At 60.5% G+C, this 19,209-nt stretch carries 15 protein-coding genes; 10 read left to right on the forward strand and 5 right to left on the reverse strand.

The genetic code is table 11. The features are described 5' to 3' along the window. Positions 1 to 555: 555 nt before the first annotated feature. The 3 genes from imuA to PQQ95_RS32965 are packed head-to-tail and all read left to right on the forward strand — an operon-like array spanning position 556 to position 6,882. On the forward strand, positions 556 to 1,395 hold the full coding sequence (imuA, locus tag PQQ95_RS32955) for a translesion DNA synthesis-associated protein ImuA (RefSeq protein WP_408445616.1): 840 nt from the start codon (positions 556 to 558) through the stop codon (positions 1,393 to 1,395). Next, on the forward strand, positions 1,295 to 3,217 hold the full coding sequence (locus PQQ95_RS32960) for a Y-family DNA polymerase (protein ID WP_408445618.1): 1,923 nt from the start codon (positions 1,295 to 1,297) through the stop codon (positions 3,215 to 3,217). Before imuA ends, PQQ95_RS32960 begins: the two co-directional genes overlap by 101 nt. 5 nt (positions 3,218 to 3,222) lie before the next feature. Continuing rightward, positions 3,223 to 6,882: an error-prone DNA polymerase gene (locus PQQ95_RS32965; RefSeq protein WP_408445621.1), complete on the forward strand. Its 3,660-nt coding sequence runs from the start codon at positions 3,223 to 3,225 to the stop codon at positions 6,880 to 6,882. Between the two features lie 315 nt (positions 6,883 to 7,197). On the opposite strand, the gene PQQ95_RS32970 is transcribed toward PQQ95_RS32965, so the two are convergent. Both PQQ95_RS32970 and PQQ95_RS32975 read right to left on the reverse strand, forming a co-directional pair. Further along, positions 7,198 to 8,118, reverse strand: a complete 921-nt coding sequence (locus PQQ95_RS32970; RefSeq protein WP_408445623.1) for a dTDP-4-dehydrorhamnose reductase family protein — start codon at positions 8,116 to 8,118, stop codon at positions 7,198 to 7,200. A 13-nt stretch (positions 8,119 to 8,131) separates the two neighbouring features. Then, positions 8,132 to 8,350: a heavy-metal-associated domain-containing protein gene (locus tag PQQ95_RS32975; RefSeq protein ID WP_408445625.1), complete on the reverse strand. Its 219-nt coding sequence runs from the start codon at positions 8,348 to 8,350 to the stop codon at positions 8,132 to 8,134. Between the two features lie 123 nt (positions 8,351 to 8,473). Between PQQ95_RS32975 and cueR the strand changes: the two genes are divergently transcribed. The 3 genes from cueR (at position 8,474) to PQQ95_RS32990 (ending at position 9,917) form a co-directional block, all read left to right on the forward strand. Next, the gene (cueR, locus tag PQQ95_RS32980) at positions 8,474 to 8,896 is read left to right on the forward strand and encodes a Cu(I)-responsive transcriptional regulator (RefSeq protein ID WP_408445628.1); all 423 of its coding nucleotides are present in this window, start codon (positions 8,474 to 8,476) and stop codon (positions 8,894 to 8,896) included. A 295-nt stretch (positions 8,897 to 9,191) separates the two neighbouring features. After that, entirely contained in the window at positions 9,192 to 9,338 is a 147-nt protein-coding gene (locus PQQ95_RS32985) for a DUF3563 family protein (RefSeq protein WP_074284875.1), read from the forward strand. 228 nt (positions 9,339 to 9,566) lie between these two features. After that, the gene (locus tag PQQ95_RS32990) at positions 9,567 to 9,917 is read left to right on the forward strand and encodes a hypothetical protein (RefSeq protein WP_408445629.1); all 351 of its coding nucleotides are present in this window, start codon (positions 9,567 to 9,569) and stop codon (positions 9,915 to 9,917) included. A gap of 100 nt (positions 9,918 to 10,017) precedes the next feature. On the opposite strand, the gene PQQ95_RS32995 is transcribed toward PQQ95_RS32990, so the two are convergent. Both PQQ95_RS32995 and PQQ95_RS33000 read right to left on the reverse strand, forming a co-directional pair. Further along, positions 10,018 to 10,863, reverse strand: a complete 846-nt coding sequence (locus PQQ95_RS32995) for a 23S rRNA (adenine(2030)-N(6))-methyltransferase RlmJ (protein ID WP_408445632.1) — start codon at positions 10,861 to 10,863, stop codon at positions 10,018 to 10,020. A 274-nt stretch (positions 10,864 to 11,137) separates the two neighbouring features. Continuing rightward, positions 11,138 to 12,109, reverse strand: coding sequence for a potassium channel beta subunit family protein (locus tag PQQ95_RS33000; RefSeq protein ID WP_408445633.1), 972 nt, complete (start codon positions 12,107 to 12,109; stop codon positions 11,138 to 11,140). Between the two features lie 222 nt (positions 12,110 to 12,331). Here PQQ95_RS33000 and PQQ95_RS33005 point away from each other — a divergent pair, with 222 nt between their 5' ends. Both PQQ95_RS33005 and PQQ95_RS33010 read left to right on the forward strand, forming a co-directional pair. After that, entirely contained in the window at positions 12,332 to 13,129 is a 798-nt protein-coding gene (locus tag PQQ95_RS33005; RefSeq protein ID WP_172315976.1) for a 3-hydroxybutyrate dehydrogenase, read from the forward strand. A 10-nt stretch (positions 13,130 to 13,139) separates the two neighbouring features. Beyond that, a complete protein-coding gene (locus PQQ95_RS33010; protein ID WP_408445636.1) occupies positions 13,140 to 14,378 on the forward strand; it encodes a DUF3734 domain-containing protein in 1,239 nt (412 codons plus the stop codon). A 173-nt stretch (positions 14,379 to 14,551) separates the two neighbouring features. Here the strand turns inward: PQQ95_RS33010 and PQQ95_RS33015 are convergent, their stop codons facing one another. Beyond that, positions 14,552 to 15,751, reverse strand: coding sequence for an amino acid aminotransferase (locus tag PQQ95_RS33015; RefSeq protein WP_408445639.1), 1,200 nt, complete (start codon positions 15,749 to 15,751; stop codon positions 14,552 to 14,554). 396 nt (positions 15,752 to 16,147) lie between these two features. Here PQQ95_RS33015 and uvrB point away from each other — a divergent pair, with 396 nt between their 5' ends. After that, entirely contained in the window at positions 16,148 to 18,241 is a 2,094-nt protein-coding gene (uvrB, locus tag PQQ95_RS33020) for an excinuclease ABC subunit UvrB (protein WP_408445641.1), read from the forward strand. Between the two features lie 333 nt (positions 18,242 to 18,574). Next, entirely contained in the window at positions 18,575 to 19,123 is a 549-nt protein-coding gene (locus PQQ95_RS33025) for an iron transporter (protein WP_408445644.1), read from the forward strand. Positions 19,124 to 19,209 lie beyond the last annotated feature (86 nt).

A 19,209-nucleotide genomic window follows, 5' to 3' on the forward strand; every position in this document is an offset into this window, starting at 1 on the left:
ATAAAGGTGGGGTTTCTGCGTTTACGCGATCGCAAACGCCCGCAAGAAACACACACACAAAACGAGGCATTCGCTTCCAGCCAATGCCATCACGACTACGGTGGCACACTCACGCCGCGATTTTGTCCGAGCGTCTGTCCGTCCTCACTATGACTGGACCTGAAACATCGCCGTCGCATGATCAGCGCCGATGTGGTGCCAGTGTTCTCTTGCCTCACTCCGGAGCCGGAACACGTTCACGTAATCCGCAGCGCTTGCTCATATCCGCAGCGTCCATGCGTGGGCTCTCTGCTCTTCTCATCCCTCCTCCAGCACGTCAACTCGAGTCCTGTTTGCTTAGCGGTAGCGCCAAAGGGCAACTCTCCCACAGGCGAAAAACCTGCAACAAAAACGGCTCACCATCCCTTTTTATTTCCACCCTCCGCACGTTTCCTCGCATCTCCCTGCCTTAACATTCGCCTCGGAATACTGTATAAATATACAGTGAAGACTCGTCGTCCCTTGCGTGCCCGCTGCCGGGCAGGGCGGAGTATTCCCTATTGAACGAGCGTGTCTATGGCAGTAGCGATTCACCTGGCGACGACGGTGTTGTCGTCGCAATTGCGGCGTCAGGTGTGGCAGGGCAATGAACTGGCCGAGGCGGATTCGCGGGTGATTTCCAGCGGCTATGCCGCGCTGGATCAACTGTTGCCCGGACAGGGCTGGTCGGCCGGCGGCCTGACGGAGTTATTGATTGAGCATGGAGGAGTCGGCGAACTGCGCCTGCTGGCCTGCGCGCTCAGGCATCTTACGGTACAAGCCGAACGGCACGTCATGCTCGTGGCACCCCCTTACCAGCCTTGTGCTTCAGCATTGAGGGCGTGGGGTATCGATGTTGAGCGCGTCTTGTGGGTGCGTTGTAGCGAAGACCAGACCCCGTGGGCCGCAGTTCAGGCATTGAAGCAAGATGGCATCGGCGCAGTGCTGGTATGGCTGCCGAATGCGCGCGCCGATAAGGTTCGGCGTCTGCAGGTGGCGGCTCAGGAGTCGGCATCGCTAGCATTTTTGATCCGACCTGTGGAGGCAGCCACGCAATCTTCGCCTGCGCCATTACGAATGATTTGCGAGCCGCTTTTGCCAGCCAATGCGCAGACGATCAACCGTCGTCAATGGTTGCAGGAGATTGGTATCTCGATCGACATCTTCAAACGCCGAGGCCCACCGCTAGCGGAACCTCTGCGTCTCATTTTGCCGTTACAAAGCGTCTTGTTGCCGGAAAACGGAGTCGGCAGAAATCAAGGGCGAGAGATCAAACATGTTGTGGATCGCAGTCACATTGCCACTCTTGTCGCTGGAAGCGGTGAAGCCTCTCGAACCGCTCCAGGATGGTTCGCTCGCGAAGCTGAAGCGGTGTGAATCCGGAGAGACAAGCCAACTTCCCGATGCCGGCAGCGTCACCGAGATGCGTTGCTATGCGCTGGCCGATCACGTGCACATTCTGATGCCGGATTTCGAGGCGTTGCGTGCGGGGGTGCAAGCGGGTCAATCGCGCTCGTACGCATTGGCGCTGGCACCCGGTCTCAAAATGCTTGCCGCAGACACGGCCCGCGAAACTCAGGCGTTCGAAGCGATGGCGCTCGCTTTGCTGACGTACACACCGAAAGTGTCGCTCGGGCACGCGCACACTTTATTGCTGGAAGTCGGCTCCGGCTTGCGATTGTTTGGCGGCTTGCGCGCGTTGTTGTCGCGGGTGTCCTCGACGGTGGCTGAATTCGGCTATACGGCGCGCATCGCGTGCGCACCGACAGCCTGGGGCGCGTGGTTGCTGGCTCAGGCGCACGCCGATCGGCAGGGGCATCGTTGGCATGTGATCAAGGAAACGTCGCTTGCGCGGGTTCTCGACCGCTTATCCGTGCTGTTGTTGCCAGTTTCGCAGGCGCATCGCGATGCGTTTACGCATGTCGGTTGCGCGACGCTGGCCGATTTGCGGCAATTGCCAAGGTCGGGCGTCGTGAGACGTTTCGGCAGCGGCATTCTGGACCTGCTGGCGCAAGCGTATGGTACGCGTCCGGACCCGCGCGAATCGTTCCGCGCGCCGGCATCGTTTCATGCGCAACTGGAGTTGCCGTCGCGGGTCGATAACGCCGATGCACTACTGTTCGCTGCACGCCGGCTGATTGTGCAACTGGCCGGCTGGTTGAGCGCACATCATGCCGCGCTCAGTGGTTATACGTTGTTGCTCGAACATGAATTGGCCTCCCGTCATGCATCGAAGACGTCGAGTCTGAAAGTCGCATGGGCCGTACCGTCGCGTGATGCCGAGCACCTGATCTGGCTGTTGCGTGAGAAGTTGAATCAGACGGTTCTGGTGGCGCCCGTGATCGAGTTGAAGCTGGTGGCGGATCAGATCGGCGAGTATGCAGGGCGTTCGGACACCTTGTTTCCCATGCCCGAATCCGACGGCGATTCGATCGCACGCCTGCTCGAACGCTTGAGTGCGCGGTTGGGGCCGGAGAACGTGCTGCAGATGTCGGTGCAGGATGATTATCGGCCTGAGCGGGCAATGCGTGTCGAGGCTTACCAGGCGCAAGCGTTTTCGCGCAAGAAGCGTTCGTCTGCGAAAACCAGGACAAAAATCAAAGCGGATAAAACCTGGCTGACCGATGAGTTGCAGCACACTGCATTGGAGAGTGTGCGCGTAGACGATGATGCCGCGACACAGAAGGAGCAGAAGGAGCAGAAGGAGCAGAAGGAGCAGAAGGAGCAGAAGGAGCAGACGGAACAGACAGAACAGACAGAACAGACAGAACAGACAGAACGCACAGAACGCACAGAACGCACAGAACGCACAGAACGCACAGAACGCACAGAACGCACAGAACACTCAGTGCACCTATCCCGACAACCCGAAAAAGCGAGTGACGCTAAAAGCGGCCGCCTATTCGTAACACAACCGGCCCAAGCCTCCCTCGATCTGCCCGACAGTGCGTTGCCATCGCAGCCTCGCCCCGTCTGGATACTGGACAAACCGCTGCGCCTGATGATGCGTGACCAGCGACCGGTCTACCGTCGACCGCTGAAAATGCTTACACGCACCGAACGGATTGAAGCAGGGTGGTGGGACGGTAACCTTGTTGAGCGGGATTACTACGTTGCAGCAGACGATCGTGGCCATATGTTCTGGGTGTATCGAGAACGTCTTGGCGGCGGGTGGTATTTGCAGGGTTTATTCGGCTGAGCATCATGGCAAATTTTCGGCCACCATTCTTGTCGGAGCAGGCGCTTGCGGCCCAATTGCCGCCGTATGCGGAACTGCATTGCCTGACTAATTTCTCGTTTTTGCGTGGTGCGTCGCACCCGCGTGAACTGGTCGAGCAGGCGATGTCGTGCGGCTATAGCGCGCTCGCGATCACCGATGAATGCTCGCTCGCGGGCGTCGTCCGCGCGCACACGGCGGTGAGGGAAATCAAACAGGAGCGGAACCGCCAGCAGAAGGAGCGCGCAGACAAGGCGAATGCCGTTCAGGTAGGAGCGTCTTTAGACGAAGCAGCAGAGCCGGCGGTTACAAAGCCAGCGGAGCTCCAGCCAGAAACCACCCAACCAGAAACCACCCAACCAGAAACCACCCAACCAGAAACCACCCAACCAGAAACCACCCAACCAGAAACCACCCAGCAAGAAGCACTAAAACCAATCCCTCACCTCATCATCGGCAGCGAACTCAATCTGACCGACGATGCAGGCGCCCCGTTCTGCACACTGGTTGCACTCGCAACCAACCGCAATGGCTACGGCAATCTCTCCGAGCTGATTACGCTCGCCCGTTCGCGTGCGGACAAAGGCAGCTATCGCCTCAGTCCGTCCGACTTCACCGACTCGCTACCCCATCTCGAACATCTCAAAGCCTTGCCCGATTGCCTCCTGATCCTCGTGCCGCGGCGCACGGCGACGCTCTCGCACACATTGCGATGTGCGCACTGGCTGGCATCGTTCGCGCCGCAACGTTCATGGATTGCACTCGAACTCTGGCAAACCGGCAGCGACGATCTTCAGATCGACGCATTGCGAATGATCTCAAAAACGAGTGGCTTACCTTTGGTCGCAGCAGGAGGCGTCCTGATGCATGTGCGATCACGCAAGCCGTTGCAGGACACCCTGACCGCGATTGGCCTCGTCACACCGCTATCGGCGTGCGGTCAGGCGCTCGAGCCCAATGCCGAACGGCATATGCGCACTCGCGTGCGGCTCGGCAAACTGTATCCGCGTGACACGCTCGAAGAAACGCTGCGTATCGCAGCCCTGTGTCGCTTCTCGCTCGACGAACTCAAGTACGAGTATCCGAAAGAGCTGGTGCCCGCCGGTGAATCGCCATCGAGCTATCTGCGCAAACTGGTTATGGCCGGCGCGATGGAGCGATGGTCGGAAGGGCTGGATCTCAAACGAATTAATCAGATCGAAAAAGAGCTGCAACTGATCGCCGACCTGAAATACGAAAAGTACTTTCTGACGGTGCAGGATATCGTGAGCTTCGCGCGCTCCAGAAACATACTGTGCCAAGGCCGTGGTTCGGCGGCCAATTCAATCGTGTGCTACTGCCTGCATGTGACGGAAATCGATCCGGCGAGCATGAACATGCTGATCGAACGGTTCATCTCGCGCGCGCGTAACGAACCGCCTGATATTGATATCGATTTTGAGCATCAGCGTCGGGAAGAGGTGATTCAATATATCTATGGGAAATACGGCCGTCATCGCGCTGCGCTCACTGCAACGCTGATCACCTATCACGCACGTAGTGCGCTGAAGGACGTCGGCAAGGCATTGGGCCTCGAAGCGTCCTTGATCGAGCGGATCAGTAAATCGCAGCAGTGGTGGGATGGCACGGACGCGGTCGCCAAATATCTGGCCGAAGCGGGTTTCGCCGCCAGCTCGCACATCACGCGGAATCTGATTCGCCTCACTCAAGAGTTGCGCAACTTTCCGCGTCATCTGTCGCAACACGTCGGCGGCTTTGTGATCGCGAAAGACAAGCTGTCGCGACTCGTGCCGATCGAGAACGCGACGATGAAGGATCGCAGCGTGATCGAGTGGGACAAGGACGATATCGATGCGCTCAGCCTGCTAAAAGTCGACGTGCTGGCGCTTGGCATGTTGTCGGCTATCCGGCGCGCGTTGGAGTTCGTCGCCTTGCGGCGCGGCTTGCCGACATTCAGGATGCAGGATATTCCGCGCGAAGATCGAGCCGTCTACGAAATGTGCGGTCATGCCGATACGATCGGTGTATTCCAGATCGAATCGCGTGCGCAGCAAAGCATGCTGCCGCGGCTGAAACCGAACAAGTACTACGATCTTGTGATCGAAGTCGCGATCGTTCGGCCCGGCCCCATCCAGGGCGGCATGGTGCATCCGTATCTGCGCCGCAAGCAGGGTCTGGAAGCGGTGGACTACGCGAAGGAGGAGTTGCGGCCCGTGCTCGAGCGAACGCTCGGGGTGCCGATTTTCCAGGAGCAGGTGATGCACCTCGCGATGGTTGCGGCGCTCTACACTGGTGAGCAGGCCGATCAATTGCGGCGCGCGATGGCCGCATGGCGGCGCACCGGCAATCTGGCGCAGTATCAGCAGGATCTGACCGAGCGCATGCTCAAGCGAGACTATGAACCCGAGTTCATCGCGCGCATCTGCAAACAGATCGAAGGCTTCGGCGAATATGGTTTTCCTGAAAGCCATGCGGCGAGTTTTGCCTTGCTCGTCTATCTCAGCGCATGGTTGAAACGCTATGAACCGGCCGCTTTTCTGGCGGGGTTGCTGAACAGTCAGCCGTTGGGATTTTATTCACCATCGCAACTCGTGCAGGATGCCAGACGTCACGGCGTCCAGGCATTGCCGCCCGATGTAACTTTGAGCGATTGGGAGTCAACCTTCGAACGACGCGGCCACGAAGGACAGCGGATTTCATCGAGCGAGACCTGTTTGCGTCGTCAGCAGGGCGTATTGGCCGCACAGCAATTCCGTGATCTGTCGTTGCGTCGCTTCACCGTGGCCCGGACGATTCGACGTGCGGCAAAACAACTGACCGCACGCGTATTTCAATCGTCGAAAACCTATGGTGCACGCGGGCCGGCAGTGCGCATCGGCATGCATCTGATCAAAGGTCTTTCACAGGTCGCTGCTGAACGCATCATGGCGGCTCGCAGCGCCGCGCCGTTTACCGACGTCGACGATCTGACGCGTCGTGCGGCATTGACGCGGCGAGATCTCGAAGCGCTGGCTGCGGCGAACGCACTGGTTAGCATTGCGGGGCATCGGCGCGAAGCGTGGTGGGCGGTGACCGCGCAGCACGCGGTGCCCAAGCTGCTGCGCGATGCACCGATCGCCGAAGCGCCGTTGGTGTTGCCTCAGGCAACCGAAAGTCGTGAGATCGTCGACGATTACGCGAGCATCGGCCTCACGCTCAATCGTCATCCGCTCGCGCTATTGCGCGAGCGTCTTGCCAGGCTGCGTTTTCGCACGGCGGCCGAACTCGCGGAGTGTCGGCATGGCACGCTGGCGCGGGCTTGCGGCATCGTCACCGTGCGGCAGCGGCCGGGCACGGCAAACGGCACCGTGTTCGTTTCCATCGAAGACGAAACCGGGTCGATCAATGTGATCGTCTGGCCGGCGCTAGTGGAAAAGCAGCGCAAGGTGCTGCTGGGGGCATCGTTGCTAGCGGTGTATGGCGTCTTGCAGCGTGACGATGGCGTTTCTACCGGCGGTGATAGCGCCGGCAATACGGTGAGCGCAAATCAAGCGGGCAATGCGAAACGGAAACAGAAGGGCGAGGTGATCCATCTCGTCGCGCATCGACTCGAAGATTACAGTGAATGGCTCGGCGAACTGGCTACGGCGAGCCGCGATTTTCACTGATGCTGGTCTGCCGCAGCCTGGCTTGCGTGCATGGGCTCCATGCCGACATGCCAGCGGCCTACGGAAACGGAAGCAGTATTTGTCGCGATCAACTTGCAGGCCCCGCGCCAAGCCGAAGTGTCATCGGATACGGAAACGCAGGCGACACTTGCCGTGATCAAACTCGCTGCCGGGTGCTACGCCAGTGTTTTGCGTCGTCACGAAAACACGGAAGTACTGCCGTGGTCAAACTGGCTGCCGGGGCGCTACGTCGGCGTTTTTGCGTCGCCACGAAAACACCGAAGCACTGCCGTGGTTAAACTCACTGCCGGGAAGCTACGCAGCCATCTCACCTCGCCACGGAAATTCGGCCAGCACTTGCCGAATCGCCACGTCGAATGGCGTGCGGCGGCCAATGCCCAGCGCCTCGAGCCGGTCCGAAGCCAGATGGCAGTTATGCGGGCGCGGTGTCGCGTCGGTGGGCGTGTGCTGTGGCGTCAGTTGTGCATCGAGTTGCAGCGCTTCGGCCAGCCGCACAGCGATTTCATACTTGTTCATTGGCTCATCCCCCGACCATTGCACGATGCCGCGGATTGCATCGCCACACGCGTGCCGTTCGAGCATTTGCCGGATCACGAACGCGACGTCCGGCGTAAAGGTCGGGTAACGAATCGCCCATGCATCCATGACCGCAGCCTTGCCCTCGCGTGAAGCCGACGCGGCAATTGCCGGCACGAGACTCGTTATCGCCGATTCTGTCCAATCGACGATCGGCCCGTACAGCAACGGCAAACGCAACACGCAGCCGAGATCGGTGGATTCCGTCAGCGCCCGTTCGCCGTCGAGTTTGCTGCGGCCATAGGCATTGAGCGGTGTGGGCGCGGAATCGTGCCGATACGGCGGATGGGTGCCGTCGAACACGTAATCGGTTGAGATCGAGAGCGTCCATGCGCCGCGCCGCTTTGCCGCCGCGGCCAACGTACGTACCGCGTCGACGTTCAACGCCCGGGCGAGCGCCGGATCGTGCTCGCACACATCGGGCCGACGCTCTGCAGCAGCAATCACGAGTGCGTCCGGTGCTTCGCGTTCGACAAATTGCTCGACTGCCCGCGCATCGCGAATATCCAGCGCGACCATGTTCGGCTTTGGCCGGCTGAATGCCGTGGCGACAACGTGCCAACTGGTCCGCTGTGCCAGTTCGTCGACGAGAGCCCGGCCGAGCAGCCCGGAAGCGCCAATGACGGCAACTTTGAACATGACGGTCGCTCGCCTAGTGGGTTGGGCCGCTGGTCACGCGGGTCACCGTGTAACCGGCCTCGTCGATTGCAGCCTTCAGTGTGTCAGCCGGTTGCGCCGATTCGACCGCCACGCGGCCGGATGCCAGATCGACCTGGACCTGAGCGGCACCATCGTGTTCACGGATCGCGTTCGTCACCGCAGCCACGCAATGCTGGCAGCTCATGCCTTCTACCTGGAATTCGATCGTCATCGGGATTGCCTCGAAAAGATGAATGTTGCGATGATTGAATTATGCCTGCCGATACGCAATTGAGTGGCTGACCTTCCCACTATGGGAAGGTGTACGATCGTACGCATACACTGGGGAACAGTCATGAATATCGGAGAAGCGGCCCGCGCGTCGGGCGTCACGGCGAAGATGATTCGCTACTACGAAAGCGTGGGCTTGCTGGCGGCAAAGGCGCGCACGAGTGCCGGCTATCGTGTATACGGACCGCAAGAGGTTCATTCGCTGCGTTTCATCCGGCAGGCGCGTCGTCTTGGTTTTCTGGTCGAGGATATTCGCCGCCTGCTGGCGCTGTGGCACGACCGGTCGCGCGCCAGCGCCGAAGTGAAGGCGATTGCGCTGGAGCACGTCGCGGAACTCGATCGCCGTATCAACGAACTAACCGACATGCGCGACACATTGGCGCATCTGGCGGATCATTGCCACGGCGACGAACGCCCGGATTGCCCGATTATCGAGCGGCTCGCCGACACCGATCTGGTGTCGGGGCAGGGGTGTCATCCGATTTGAAAGCACGAAGGTGCAACCGTCAGGGGGATTTGTCGCAACCGATCACCAAAAAGCACCTAGATGGTGCAAATTTATATGGGGTAATATCAGCCATCGCGAAAAAGTCATCTTGAATTTAGATAAATCAATGACTTAAGCGCACCATAGGCGTGCACCATTCCAAAACGGAATGCACGTCATGCGGGCATTTCACTAGCAAGGTTGCACCATAGGGCTATAATCCGGGTTAACCCTTTTACGGGAAATCCCTGATGCAAAACTCACCGGGGATTCAATCTGATCCTTGGAGAACATCATGTTTGCATACGTACTTGAAAAGCTGAGCACCTGGTTTGAAACTGCAGAACGCAGCCGTCGTGAAGCCTACCTGGCGTCGTCGTCGGATATCGTTCAGCTCGAACAGCGCATCCGCTCGCTCGAAACCAATGGCTACTCGCTGTAAGTTTCAACTGCATCACGTTTGACCCGGCGGCGCTCGGGCGCGGCCATCGCAGCAAAGTGTTGAGCCCCGTATAGACGGGGCTTTGTCACATCTGGACCACGAGAATTCACGGCAAGTGGCGCTTCAAGGCGACTCATGGCCAATAACGACTAGCCTGACGGCGGCCGGCGCGGTAAGGTAAAGCGCTTTCTGTGCAATCCGGCATTCTCAAACTCAACCGGTCCGCCCATGCCTCCTGTCCGCTCGCTCAAATCCGTCCTGGCCATGACCGTCGCAGCCTCGCTGACCGCGGTTTTTGCCATCCCGGCGACGTTCGCCGCATCGAGCAGCGACGCCGGCCGCAAGCCCGTGATACTCGACTCGCAGAGCGGTATCAGTGATGGCCAGAGCGGCACCGTGCTGCAGACTGCGCCGCTCTCACGGCAGCCGATCGTAGGCGCGCAGCCTATCGCAACACCTACGGAGCTGGCGCCGAATTCGTCGATACCGATCGTTGTCGCGCCTTACGTCCCGGTGCCTGTCGGCGGCGGTACGCCGTCGCCACAATCGCAACCTCGTCCCGCGCTTCGTGCGCAATAAGCGTCTCTGGCGCGATATCTCCCTGTAGTTCTTTTCCATCTGTCGACACTTCGAGCGGCGGCCCCGCTTCTTACGTGCATACAGAGCCCTGCCACGAAGCTCAATCGCCGCGATATTCGACCTTGAACTGCGCGGCCTTGTCCTCGCCTAGTGCCTGGACCAGCCAGGGCATCTGATCCTTCAACGTTTTTGCCAGCGTATACGGCGGATTCAGAATGAACATGCCGCTGCCGAACAACCCGAAGCCGTCGGCCGGCGGATTGCTGACGGTCAGGCTCACATGCAGCCAGTTGCGCTCCTGCAGCTTCTTCAACTGATCGGGGAAGCGCTGCGATTCAAGGCGTCTAACCTGCGGATACCAGACCGCGTAGGTGCCGGTCGGAAAACGCTTCAGACTTTCTTCGACGCAGCGCAGCGTACGCGTGTAGTCGCGCTTGTCTTCGTACGACGGGTCGAGCAGCACCAGCGCGCGGCGCGGCGCCGGCGGCAGCAACGCGAGAATGCCGTCGAAACCGTCGCCCGCATAAAGCATCGCGCGGCGGCCCGCGTCGCGGAAGTTATGGCGCAGCACGTCGATTTCAGTGGTGTGCAGTTCGAACAGGCGCATGCGGTCCTGTTCCCGCAACTGCCGCCACGCGATATAAGGTGAACCCGGGTAGAAACGCAGCTGGCCGTCCGGATTCAGCGCGCTCACTTCGTCGACGTAGTCGGCGAAGATCGGCGGCAGATCGTTACGCTCCCAGAGCTTGGCGATGCCGGTCTGGAATTCGCCGGTTTTCGTCGCGTAGCCTTCTTTCAGCGAATAGACGCCGGCGCCCGCGTGCGTGTCGATATACCAGTAGGCTTTGTCCTTCTGGCCGAGGTAGCGCAGTAGCTGCAACACGACGGCGTGTTTCAGAACGTCGGCGTGATTGCCTGCATGAAAGGCGTGGCGGTAGCTGAGCATGATGTGGAGACGCTGAAAGAGGGCGTGCCGGTCCACGGCGGATTCGGCAATGCGAGTGCAGGGCGGCAGCACAGCTGAAGTGCAGCGCGGTCGCGTATTGTACGCGACGACGCGCCGCACTCCGCAGTGCGTTGCGCGTAACACAGCTCCGAGGGTGCGCGGGCCGTGCTCCGCGGACCGGTCGGGTCATCCAATCCGATCGACCCGACCCGACCCGACCGACCCGACCCGACCCGACCGACCGGCCGACCGGCCGACCGACCGACCCGACCGCTCAGTCGTAGGCGTCGCCGATGATCTCCTCGATCCGCTGCTTGATCTCCGGCGTGATCCGCCCGGCCACCTCGGCGGATTTCATGTTCTCACCGATCTGGTCGACGCGTGACGCGCCGGTGATCACCGTGCTCACATTCGGATTCTTCAGAATCCACGCAATCGCCAACTGGCCGACCGTGCAACCCAGCTCGTCGGCCACTTCACCCAGCTTGCCGACCACATTGTTCTTGCCGGCATCAGTGAGCTGCTTGCGCAGCCAGTCGTAACCTTGCAGTTGAGCGCGGCTATCGGCAGGGACGCCGTCGCGGTACTTGCCAGTGAGCAGGCCGGATGCGAGTGGGCTCCACGTGGTCAGCCCAAGGCCGATATCCTCGTAAAGCCGCTTGTATTCCTGTTCGACGCGCTTGCGGTGAAACAGGTTGTACTGCGGTTGTTCCATGACCGGTTTGTGCAGATGATGCCGCTCTGCGATCTCGTATGCCGCGCGGATTTCGTCGGCGCTCCATTCCGACGTGCCCCAGTACAGGGCTTTGCCGCGCGTGATCATGTCGCTCATGGCCCAGACGGTTTCCTCGACCGGCGTGTTTGGGTCAGGACGATGACAGAACACCAGATCGACATAATCGAGCTGCAGGCGTTTGAGCGACGAGTCGATCGCGTTCAGCAAATATTTGCGGTTCAGCGTGTGGTACTGGTTCGGCGCTTCGTTGAGCCCCCAGAAGAATTTCGTCGATACCACATAGCTTACGCGCGGCCACGCCAGTTCCTTGAGCGCCTGGCCCATGATTTCTTCGGACTGGCCGGCGGCGTACACCTCGGCATTGTCGAAGAAGTTGACTCCCGCATCGCGCGCGGCCGCAAGCGACTCGCGCGCCGCGCGGTGATCCACCTGATTGCCGTAGGTGACCCATGAGCCGATGGACAGTTCGCTGACTTGCAGGCCGGATCGGCCCAGACGTCGATAATTCATGCATGCCTCCTTGGTGGTGATGCCGCCGGAATCCCGCTGAGACATCCAGTTTAAAGAGATAAAACTCGATGCGCGGTTTACGAATGAAGTTCACACGGTTCATGCACAATAGCAGCGTTGGCCGCAGTGCAGCATTCGGCCGAACGGTCTATGCCGTTTGGCTGACTTCACGCCGCCTGCGGTCCGTGGTCTCATTGCTCATCAACTGCATGGAGGTTCTGGATGTCGTCACTGAACACGAATCTGAATGGCAAGGTTGCCGTGGTTACCGGCGCCGCGAGCGGCATCGGCAAGCAGATTGCGCTCACGCTTTCCGCCGCGGGCGCGGCGGTCGCGATCGCCGATCTGAACCAGGACGGCGCGAACGCGGTCGCTGAAGAAATCAAACAGGGCGGCGGCAAGGCAATCGGCGTGGCGATGGACGTCACGAACGAAGATGCCGTCAACCAGGGCATCGATAAAGTCGCGGCTGAGTTCGGCTCGATCGACATTCTGATTTCCAACGCCGGCATCCAGATCGTCAATCCGATCGAAAACTATTCGTTTTCCGACTGGAAGAAGATGCAGGCGATCCATGTGGACGGCGCCTTCCTCACCACCAAGGCCGCGCTCAAGCACATGTACAAAGACGATCGCGGCGGCATCGTGATCTACATGGGTTCGGTCCATTCGCACGAAGCGTCGCCGCTCAAGTCCGCCTATGTGACGGCCAAGCACGCGCTGCTGGGGCTCGCACGCGTACTGGCCAAGGAAGGCGCGAAACACAACGTGCGCTCGCATGTGGTGTGTCCGGGTTTCGTGCGTACGCCGCTGGTCGACAAGCAGATTCCCGAGCAGGCCAAGGAGCTCGGCATCAGCGAAGAAGACGTGGTCAAGCGCGTGATGCTGGGCGGCACGGTCGACGGCATCTTCACCACGGTGGAAGACGTTGCGCAGACGGTGCTGTTCCTGTCCACTTTCCCGACTGCGGCGCTGACGGGCCAGTCCTTTATTGTGAGCCACGGCTGGTACATGCAATAAGGAGGCGCGCATGGCGCAACGCAATCTCAAACGGGCGCGCGCCGGCGCGCCCGGCGGCGGGGAAGGTGCGGGCGCCGGTCCGGTGCCCGCTGCTCATCCCGGCCGGCAACGCCAATTGCCGAACTACGAAACCGTCGCGTTGATGCTGCAAGGCGGCGGAGCGTTGGGCGCCTATCAGGCCGGTGTCTTTCAGGGGCTTTACGAAGCCGGTATCGAGCCGAACTGGCTCGCCGGTATTTCGATTGGCGCGTTGAACACGGCCATCATTGCCGGCAATCCGCCGGAGAAGCGCGTCGAGCGGCTGCTGCAATTCTGGGAGACGATCTGCCAACCGGCGTTCGGGCCGCCGTTGCCGGCCTTTATCGAGCACGCGCTGTTCAATTCCAGTGAGGCCGTTCGTAAGGCCTTCACTGCGACCCAGGCGATGGGCGCGATTGTGGAAGGGCAAAAGGGCTTTTTTGTGCCGCGTTTCCCGCCGCCGTTGCCCACCGTTTCCGGGCCGCCGCAACTGGCGAGCTATTACGACACCACGCCGCTCAAGGCCACGCTGGAAGCACTCTGCGATTTCGACCGCATCAATTCCGGCGAAATGCGTGTGTCGGTGGGGGCGGTGAATTGCGGTACGGGTAATTTCGCCTACTTCGATAACAGGCATACGAAACTGAGGCCTGAGCATTTCATGGCGTCAGGTGCGTTGCCGCCGGGTTTCGCGGCGGTCGAAATCGACGGTCAGTACTACTGGGACGGCGGTCTGATGTCGAACACGCCGCTCTATGAGGTGATTCAGACCACGCCGCGTCGCGATACGCTCGCGTTCCAGGTCGATCTGTGGAGCGCGATCGGACCGGTGCCGGACAACATCACCGATGTTCAAGGGCGCATGAAAGACATCCAGTATTCGAGCCGCACCCGTCTCGTGACCGACATGCTGCAACGCTCGCAGCGCTTCCGGCATGTGCTGAAGGAGGTGCTCGACCGCGTGCCGTCTGACCAGCGCGACGATCCGTGGTGCAAGCTTGCGGAGGATCTGTCGTGTTCGAAACGCTACAACGTGATTCACCTCATCTATCGGCAGAAGGAATACGAAGGGCATTTCAAAGACTTCCAGTTCGGTCTGTCGACGATGCGCGAACACTGGCAAAGCGGTCTGGAAGATATCCGCCATTCGCTTGCGCAACCCGATTGGCTCGACATGCCTGATAACGACGCAGGCTTTGTTACGCACGATATCCATCGGGATTCGCGCTGAAACGGCCGTAGGTAACAGAAGCAGTGCCGGCAGCGAGGCGAACGGGTGATACCCACACGCCCAGCAACAGCCGGCCAATAAAAACGGCGCCCGAAAGGGCGCCGTTTCCACATGCAGCTTAAGCAGCTTCAGTAAGGCAAAGCGCGCAACAAACGTCCGCGCTCCGAAATGCCTTATTTCAGCACGTGAGCGATCGCGTTAGCCACCACGTCGAGGTTGCGCGTATTCAGCGCGGCCACGCAGATGCGGCCCGTGCTCACTGCATAGATACCGAACTCTTCACGCAGGCGGTCCACTTGCGGCGCCGTCAGACCCGAGTACGAGAACATGCCGCGTTGTGCGTTCACGAAGCTGAAATCGCGATCCACGCCGCTTGCCTTCAGACGCTCAACCAGGCCATTGCGCATTGCACGGATACGGTCGCGCATTTCGGCGAGTTCCGTTTCCCACGTGGCGCGCAGTTCAGCCGATGCGAGCACCGCTGCGACCACCGAGCCGCCGTGCGTCGGCGGGTTCGAATAGTTCGTGCGGATCACGCGCTTCAGTTGCGACAGAACGCGAGCCGACTCTTCCATGCTTGCCGTGATGATCGACAGTGCGCCGACACGTTCGCCGTACAGCGAGAACGACTTCGAGAACGACGACGACACGAACACGTTCAGTTCCGATGCCGCGAACAGGCGGACTGCTGCAGCGTCGGATTCGATGTTGTCGCCGAAACCCTGGTAAGCGATGTCGAGGAACGGCACCAGATTGCGCGCCTTGACGACTTCGACGATCTGCTTCCACTGGTCGACAGTCAGGTCGACGCCCGTCGGGTTGTGGCAGCACGCGTGCAGCACGACAACCGTGCCTGCGGCATAGCTGTTCAGCGCGCTCAGCATGCCTTCGAAGTTCACGCCGTGCGTGTGCGCGTCGTAGTACGGATAGTTCACGACTTCGAAGCCGGCGCCTTCGAACAGCGCGCGGTGGTTTTCCCAGCTCGGATCGCTGATCGCGACCTTGGTGTTCGGGTTCAGGCGTTTCAGGAAATCGGCGCCGATTTTCAGCGCGCCCGTGCCGCCCAGTGCTTGCGCCGTCACGACACGACCTGCGGCGATCAGCGGCGAGTCGTTGCCGAGCAGCAGTTTCTGCACGGCAGCGTCGTAGGCAGCGATGCCTTCGATCGGCAGATAGCCACGCGGCAGCGCGGCTTCGACGCGAGCCTTTTCCGCGTCGCGCACGGCGCGCAGCAGCGGAATCTTGCCTTCTTCATTGAAGTACACACCAACGCCAAGGTTGACCTTGGTGGCGCGCGCATCGGCGTTGAAAGCTTCGTTCAGGCCCAGAATCGGGTCGCGGGGAGCAAGTTCGACGGCGGAGAACAGAGACATGATGGGTGGGCAGCAGTAGTGAGAAGAGGGCGGCTCCGAGCGCGGGCGGCCCGGCCCGAGGCGTCTGACGGACGATTCAGGCGGAGGGCGGGCATCGGCGAGCGAGCGCAACTTGGCATTGTAGCGAATCTGCGGGCATTTTTTCGGGCGAGAAAGCCTGCCGGGCTGAATTATTTGCTTGAAAAACAGGCACCCCGGCGTCATGTGATCCTGGCGGATCTGCCCGCGCCCAAGCCGGCGAAGCCTGAACAGCTACCCCAAAGCAGTGGGAAATCGCTTCTGTGTCGGTCGCCTGGCGCGCATCTTTTCTCCCCGCCACCCCTACGCAGACCCGCTCAGCCCGGGTTCCCGCAACCCGTTAGAATAGTTCTTTGCCCAAGGCCCGGTGCCGCCCCCATGTCCGAACAACATCTGACTGAAGTCGACGAGACGCTCGACGAATCCAAATTCGTCACGTTCGAAGGCTCGCCGTTCCAGCTTTACCAGCCGTATCCGCCCGCCGGCGACCAGCCGACGGCGATCGACACGCTTGTCGAAGGCGTCGAGGACGGCTTGTCGTTCCAGACGCTGCTCGGCGTGACCGGCTCCGGCAAAACCTTCACGATGGCCAACACCATCGCCCGGCTCGGCCGGCCCGCGATCGTGTTCGCGCCGAACAAGACGCTCGCCGCGCAGCTCTATTCGGAGTTTCGCGAGTTCTTTCCGCGCAATGCAGTCGAGTACTTCGTCTCGTACTACGACTATTACCAGCCGGAAGCGTACGTGCCGCAGCGCGACCTGTTCATCGAGAAAGATTCGTCGATCAACGAGCACATCGAGCAGATGCGGCTGTCGGCCACCAAGAGCCTGATGGAACGGCGCGACGTGATCATCGTCGGCACGGTGTCGGCAATTTACGGTATCGGCAACCCGTCGGAATATCACAAGATGATTCTGACGCTGCGTACCGGCGACAAGCTCGGCCAGCGCGACATCATCGCCCGTCTGATCGCGATGCAGTACAACCGCAATGAAGCCGACTTCCAGCGCGGTTCGTTCCGCGTGCGCGGCGACACGATCGATATTTTCCCGGCCGAACACGCCGAAATGGCGGTGCGCGTCGAATTGTTCGACGACGAGGTCGAGACGCTGCAGCTATTCGACCCGCTCACCGGCCGCGTGCGGCAGAAGATTACCCGTTTCACCGTCTACCCGTCGTCGCACTACGTGACGCCGCGCGACACCGTGATTCGCGCGGTCGAAACGATCAAGACCGAATTGCGCGACCGGCTCGAATTCTTCTACAGCAGCGGAAAGCTCGTCGAAGCGCAGCGGCTCGAGCAGCGCACCCGCTTCGATCTGGAAATGCTGCAGGAGCTGGGTTTCTGCAAGGGCATCGAGAATTACTCGCGGCACTTCTCGGGCGCGGCGCCCGGCGAGCCGCCGCCGACCCTGGTCGACTATCTGCCGTCCGACGCGCTGATGCTGCTTGACGAGTCGCACGTGCTGATCGGCCAGCTGAACGGCATGTACAACGGCGATCGGGCGCGTAAGGAGAATCTGGTCGACTACGGTTTTCGCCTGCCGTCGGCGCTCGACAATCGCCCGCTCAAGTTCAACGAGTTCGAGCGCAAGATGCGCCAGGTGGTGTTCGTGTCGGCCACGCCGGCCGATTACGAAAAGAAAACGGCCGGCCAGGTGGCCGAGCAGCTGGTGCGCCCCACCGGCCTCGTCGATCCGGAAATCGAGGTGCGCCCGGCACGTACGCAGGTCGACGACGTGCTGGCCGAAATCAATGAGCGCGTCAAAGTGGGCGACCGCGTGCTGGTCACGGTGCTGACCAAGCGAATGGCCGAGCAGTTGACCGAGTTTCTGGCCGACCATGGCGTCAAGGTGCGTTATCTGCACAGCGACATCGACACGGTGGAGCGGGTGGAAATTATCCGCGATCTGCGGCTGGGCACGTTCGACGTGCTGGTCGGGATCAACCTGCTGCGCGAGGGGCTGGATATTCCGGAAGTCTCGCTGGTCGCGATTCTCGACGCGGACAAGGAAGGCTTCTTGCGCGCCGAGCGCTCGCTGATCCAGACCATCGGCCGGGCGGCGCGCAACGTGAACGGCAAGGCGATTCTCTATGCGGACAGGGTGACCGACTCCATGCGCCGCGCCATCGACGAAACCGAGCGGCGGCGCGCCAAGCAGGTCGCTTACAACCTGGCGCACGGTATTACGCCGCGCGGCGTGGTCAAACGGATTCGCGACATCATCGACGGGGTGTACAACGTCGACGACGCCCGCGCCGAGCTGAAGGAACAGCAGACTCGGGCGAAATTCGAGGACATGTCCGAGAAGCAGCTTGCCAAGGAACTCAAGCGCCTCGAAAAACAGATGATGGAGCACGCCAAGAACCTCGAGTTCGAAAAGGCCGCACAGACTCGCGATCAGCTGGCGCTGCTGCGGCAGCGCGTATTCGGCGCGAACGTCGGCGACCATGTGCCCGGCGTGGAATAAATTCTTCCTGCCTGTCGAGGAACGGGCGCGGCAATGTGCCGCGCCTTGTCTATCCGGCGCACTGCACCCCGCCAATACCCCGTCGCCCACGCTTTCCTTAGCACTGCCTTAAGGCCCCGCTCCCATAAGGCTTTGGGGACCTCCTCGTTTGTTCTCCCTGCCGATCAATGATAAACTTGAGCAATATTGAGAATGGTTCGCATTAACGTTCGTAATGCGATTGTTTGCGGTTTGTCGCCCCTGTCAGTGGGGATGGGGCCGCGGCATAAAACGCATGCGCATCGCACTGTTCCAATGGGTTCGATTCCAGTCTGATAAAAACAAGGAGTTTCAATGCGGATTTCTTCATTTGTGCGTGGTGGCGCAGTAGCGGTGGCGGCAGTAGCGGCGTTTTCCGCAACGGCAGCGGAATACCCGATCGGCAAGCACCAGATTCAGGGCGGCATGGAAATCGGCGCGGTCTATCTGCAGCCGATCACGATGGAACCCGAAGGCATGATGCGCAAGGCGTCGGATTCGGACGTCCATCTGGAAGCCGACATCCATGCGGTCAAGAACAATCCGACCGGTTTCGCCGAAGGCGACTGGATGCCGTATCTGCAAGTTCGTTATGAACTGACCAAAGCCGGGTCGAATCAGACCCAGAAGGGCGACATGATGGCGATGGTCGCCAACGACGGTCCGCACTACGGCGACAACGTCAAGCTGCAAGGTCCCGGCAAATACCACCTGAAGCTGGTGGTCGAAGCGCCGATGCAAACCGGCCACATGGCGTTCGGCCGTCACGTCGACAAGGAAACCGGCGTGGGTCCATGGTTCAAGCCGATCACGCTTGAATACGACTTCACGTACGCGGGTATCGGCAAGAAGGGCGGTTACTAATCGCCACAGACGCGGATCATCGCGGCTCGCCACGCGTCGCCTGAAGCGATGCGTGAGTGAATGGCTGAATGCAGCAGGCGGCGCGC

The sequence above is a fragment of the Paraburkholderia caffeinilytica genome (assembly GCF_046030355.1).
Lineage (GTDB): Bacteria > Pseudomonadota > Gammaproteobacteria > Burkholderiales > Burkholderiaceae > Paraburkholderia > Paraburkholderia caffeinilytica_B.

Excerpts from the sequence above, each read along its gene's own strand:
- imuA (WP_408445616.1), top strand. The coding sequence starts at position 556 with ATGGCAGTAGCGATTCACCTGGCGACGACGGTGTTGTCGTCGCAATTG.
- PQQ95_RS32960 (WP_408445618.1), top strand. The coding sequence starts at position 1,295 with ATGTTGTGGATCGCAGTCACATTGCCACTCTTGTCGCTGGAAGCGGTG.
- PQQ95_RS32965 (WP_408445621.1), top strand. The coding sequence starts at position 3,223 with ATGGCAAATTTTCGGCCACCATTCTTGTCGGAGCAGGCGCTTGCGGCC.
- PQQ95_RS32970 (WP_408445623.1), bottom strand. The coding sequence starts at position 8,118 with ATGTTCAAAGTTGCCGTCATTGGCGCTTCCGGGCTGCTCGGCCGGGCT.
- PQQ95_RS32975 (WP_408445625.1), bottom strand. The coding sequence starts at position 8,350 with ATGACGATCGAATTCCAGGTAGAAGGCATGAGCTGCCAGCATTGCGTG.
- cueR (WP_408445628.1), top strand. The coding sequence starts at position 8,474 with ATGAATATCGGAGAAGCGGCCCGCGCGTCGGGCGTCACGGCGAAGATG.
- PQQ95_RS32985 (WP_074284875.1), top strand. The coding sequence starts at position 9,192 with ATGTTTGCATACGTACTTGAAAAGCTGAGCACCTGGTTTGAAACTGCA.
- PQQ95_RS32990 (WP_408445629.1), top strand. The coding sequence starts at position 9,567 with ATGCCTCCTGTCCGCTCGCTCAAATCCGTCCTGGCCATGACCGTCGCA.
- PQQ95_RS32995 (WP_408445632.1), bottom strand. The coding sequence starts at position 10,863 with ATGCTCAGCTACCGCCACGCCTTTCATGCAGGCAATCACGCCGACGTT.
- PQQ95_RS33000 (WP_408445633.1), bottom strand. The coding sequence starts at position 12,109 with ATGAATTATCGACGTCTGGGCCGATCCGGCCTGCAAGTCAGCGAACTG.
- PQQ95_RS33005 (WP_172315976.1), top strand. The coding sequence starts at position 12,332 with ATGTCGTCACTGAACACGAATCTGAATGGCAAGGTTGCCGTGGTTACC.
- PQQ95_RS33010 (WP_408445636.1), top strand. The coding sequence starts at position 13,140 with ATGGCGCAACGCAATCTCAAACGGGCGCGCGCCGGCGCGCCCGGCGGC.
- PQQ95_RS33015 (WP_408445639.1), bottom strand. The coding sequence starts at position 15,751 with ATGTCTCTGTTCTCCGCCGTCGAACTTGCTCCCCGCGACCCGATTCTG.
- uvrB (WP_408445641.1), top strand. The coding sequence starts at position 16,148 with ATGTCCGAACAACATCTGACTGAAGTCGACGAGACGCTCGACGAATCC.
- PQQ95_RS33025 (WP_408445644.1), top strand. The coding sequence starts at position 18,575 with ATGCGGATTTCTTCATTTGTGCGTGGTGGCGCAGTAGCGGTGGCGGCA.